Below are 2704 nucleotides of genomic sequence, written 5' to 3'. Positions count from 1 at the left end.
CGTTCGACCAAGACGCGGCGAACCTGTTCTTCCAGCTCATCGCCTCCCGCTACGAGCAGGGCTCCGTCATGGTGACCTCGAACCTGCCCTTCGGGAAAGCGCACATGTTCCGGCGAACGTGTGCGAGGCGGTGCCGAAAGTCGACGGGTTCAGGACGGAGAGTCCGTGCTGCGGACAACTACGGCGGCTATCAGCGCTACCAGGTTGTCGGTCCAGCAGTCCGATTCCTTGGTGGCGATGTCGGCACCGCAGCTTGCACAGACGAGGTTGGGGCCGTCCTGGCCGTCGAGTCCGCAGCATCCGTTGCGACGCCTGGAGTTGGGGTGCAGAGCGGTGCCCGGCACGTCGTCAGGGTGCAGGATGAACAGCGTGGCGTCGTAGCTGGTCGCATAGGTGCCCTGCGCCACCCGCGGGTCGGCGATGCGGTGGTCGGACAGGTGATCGTTGGCCGGAGATGCCTGTGCTTCCTGTAGATCGCCGGTGAGAGGGTGCTCGCAGTTCGCGCAGGTGAAGAGGGCCACCTGGACATTGTGCCGGTCAGACACCGCCAGCCTCGGAGAATTTCTCTGAGCTATGGGAGCCGGCCAGCGTCGACGTGGTCAGCGAGGTAGATCATGACGCCTTCGGGGTCCATGCCGAGGGCTGCGGCGACGAGCTTGGGATCGAGGGTGTTCACCAGGTCGGCGAGTCGGGTGCTCCGCAGGGTTCGGGGTGGGACGCCGCAGGGGTCCAGGAGGTGGCTGACATAGGCGGTTGAGGCCGGTGCCCGGCCGGTCTTGGTGATCCGAGTGACGATCACGTGGGGGTTGTCGGTGTGCAGGTCCGTGCGGTGGGCCAGGCAGCGTTGGAGTGCCGACCAGCTGACCGGGTCCATGGGCACCGGGTGCGGCCGTTTACCAAGGCGGATGGTGCAGTTGGTGGGGTCGAGGTCGTCCACGCGCAGGAGCCGGACCTCGCCGCTGGAGGCCGCGTGGAGGAGGGCCAGGATTCCGAGCAGTGCCTCGTGCGGGTGCGCGTCGGTGCCGGTGGTCCAGCGTCGGAACAGCTGCCGTTGCTGGTCGACGGCGACGGTGGTGCCGCTGAACCCTGACGGGCCTTTGGCCTTCACTCCCCGGGTGGGGTCGATGAGCACGACCTTGCGGGAGCGGGCGAAGCGGAAGTACTGCCGCAGCACGGTCAGTCGGCGTTGGCGGGCCTTGGGCATGGTCGCCAGGAAGGCCTCGACGTCGTGGACGTCGGTCAGGGCCCAATCCTGCTTGTTGCGCGTACCGGTCAGGAAGCGGGCGAGGTCGCGGACGATGGCCAGGGCCGCCTCGATGGTGCTGTCGGTGCGAGGCAGGGTGCCGGCCTTCAGGGCACGCTCGCATGCTCGCAGCAAGGACTCGGCGAACGCCTGAACCTGCGGTCGAAGCGGGAGCGGGGTGGCGTCGATGCGGCGCCGCCGGCGTCCGGCGGCGAGCCGTTGCGCCTGGTCGGTGGGAAGGGCAAGGCCGCGCTGGGTGAAGAAGCCTTCGAGCGCGCGGGCGAGGGAGCCCATCGACCGGCCGGGACGGCGGGCGCGGTCCAGCAGGGCCTGGGGACGGTTGGGCTGTTCGTCCTCCAGCAGTCTGCCCAGGGTGCTGATCATGGTGCAGGCGCGGCTCGCGCAGTGCCGTTCGGCGAGATGGCCGGCGAAGTCACCCAGCCAGGGCACGGGTTCGGCGAGCCGTGCGGCCAGGTTCTCGGCCGCGATGAAGGGGCGGTCGGGGTGCTTTTGCCAGCAGGCCGAGCAGAGTCCGAGCCCGGCATGGCGTCGCACCTGGCCGCAGCCGGCGCACTGCCGGGGCGGTTGCTTGGTCTGCCGCTGGCGCGAGCAGTGGCCGCACCATCCGGTGACGGTCTGCAGGAAGCCGGGCCGCCGGCAGCGCGGGCAGAGCCGCTTCGCGGCCTGCCGGTCGGCCTCGCGCCGACAGATCCCGCAGTGGCTGGCGGTTGGCGAGCGGACCGGGCGGCCGCAGCCCGCGCAGGTCCGCGAGCAGGTGATGCACCGTCCGGTGTCGGCCTGCGGGATGCGTGACTTCCCGCAGGCAGGGCAGGACGCGTGGGCGGCTTCGTCCTTCATCCGGGCCGTGCATCGGCAGCAGTGCTGCCGGTCGATGAAGCCGACCGGCGCCCCGCAACCGACGCAGTCCCTCTGCTTCTTGCCCATGCCTCGCCCGCACCTCTTTCGTCAGATCGGTGGCATCGACCGGCCCCGGGCCGAGGCGACCCTGGGCAGATCGGCTGCCAGTCGAGGAGGAGCCGCGGGGCGTTCGACGGGGGTGGTGTCGACCTCGATCAGGTCGTTGGGGGTGCACTCCAGGGCGGTGCACAACGCTGCGAGCGTGGACATCTTCACCTGGGAGGGTTCCTTGGTGAACAGGGCCGACACCGAGGCGGAGGACAATTCCAGGCCGGCCTTCTCGGCCAGGAGCCGCCGCAGCTGGGCGCCGGTCCAGACCTCGCGTTGGGCGGCGGCCATCCGCAGCTTCCACTTGATGTTCACGGCGCGGGTTCCTCTCCGGTGAGCTCGCCGAGCGTGCTGGTCACGGCGCGTCGATAGGCGTCCTCGATGAAGGTCGCCGAGGGCCGTGATGGTGGAGTCGGGTATTGGAAGTCTCGGAATGCCTCGATCGAGGTCACATCCCGCGGTCAGGGCCGTGCCAGGGAACGGGGCGGTCCTCTG

3 protein-coding genes and 1 pseudogene are annotated in these 2704 nt (G+C 69.7%); 1 reads left to right on the top strand and 3 read right to left on the bottom strand.

What is annotated here, in order from left to right; genetic code table 11:
* Positions 1 to 89 (top strand): annotated as a pseudogene (locus ACIG5E_RS39270) (ATP-binding protein); the annotation flags it as partial.
* A gap of 60 nt (positions 90 to 149) precedes the next feature.
* On the opposite strand, the gene ACIG5E_RS39265 reads toward ACIG5E_RS39270, so the two are convergent.
* Genes ACIG5E_RS39265 through ACIG5E_RS39255 form a run of 3 tightly spaced genes read right to left on the bottom strand, consistent with a single transcriptional unit; the run spans position 150 to position 2524 of the window.
* A complete protein-coding gene (locus ACIG5E_RS39265) occupies positions 150 to 521 on the bottom strand; it encodes a hypothetical protein (RefSeq protein ID WP_396542084.1) in 372 nt (123 codons plus the stop codon).
* Between the two features lie 50 nt (positions 522 to 571).
* Positions 572 to 2188 carry a tyrosine-type recombinase/integrase gene (locus ACIG5E_RS39260; RefSeq protein ID WP_396542082.1) on the bottom strand — a complete coding sequence of 539 codons (1617 nt, stop codon included), beginning with the start codon at positions 2186 to 2188 and terminating at the stop codon, positions 572 to 574.
* A gap of 21 nt (positions 2189 to 2209) precedes the next feature.
* On the bottom strand, positions 2210 to 2524 hold the full coding sequence (locus ACIG5E_RS39255) for a helix-turn-helix domain-containing protein (protein WP_396542080.1): 315 nt from the start codon (positions 2522 to 2524) through the stop codon (positions 2210 to 2212).
* Positions 2525 to 2704: the final 180 nt, after the last annotated feature.

Source organism: Kitasatospora sp. NPDC053057 (assembly GCF_044546945.1).
Taxonomy (GTDB): domain Bacteria; phylum Actinomycetota; class Actinomycetes; order Streptomycetales; family Streptomycetaceae; genus Kitasatospora.
Note: the sequence above shows the minus strand (reverse complement) of the source record. Positions and strands in the feature narration are given on the sequence as shown.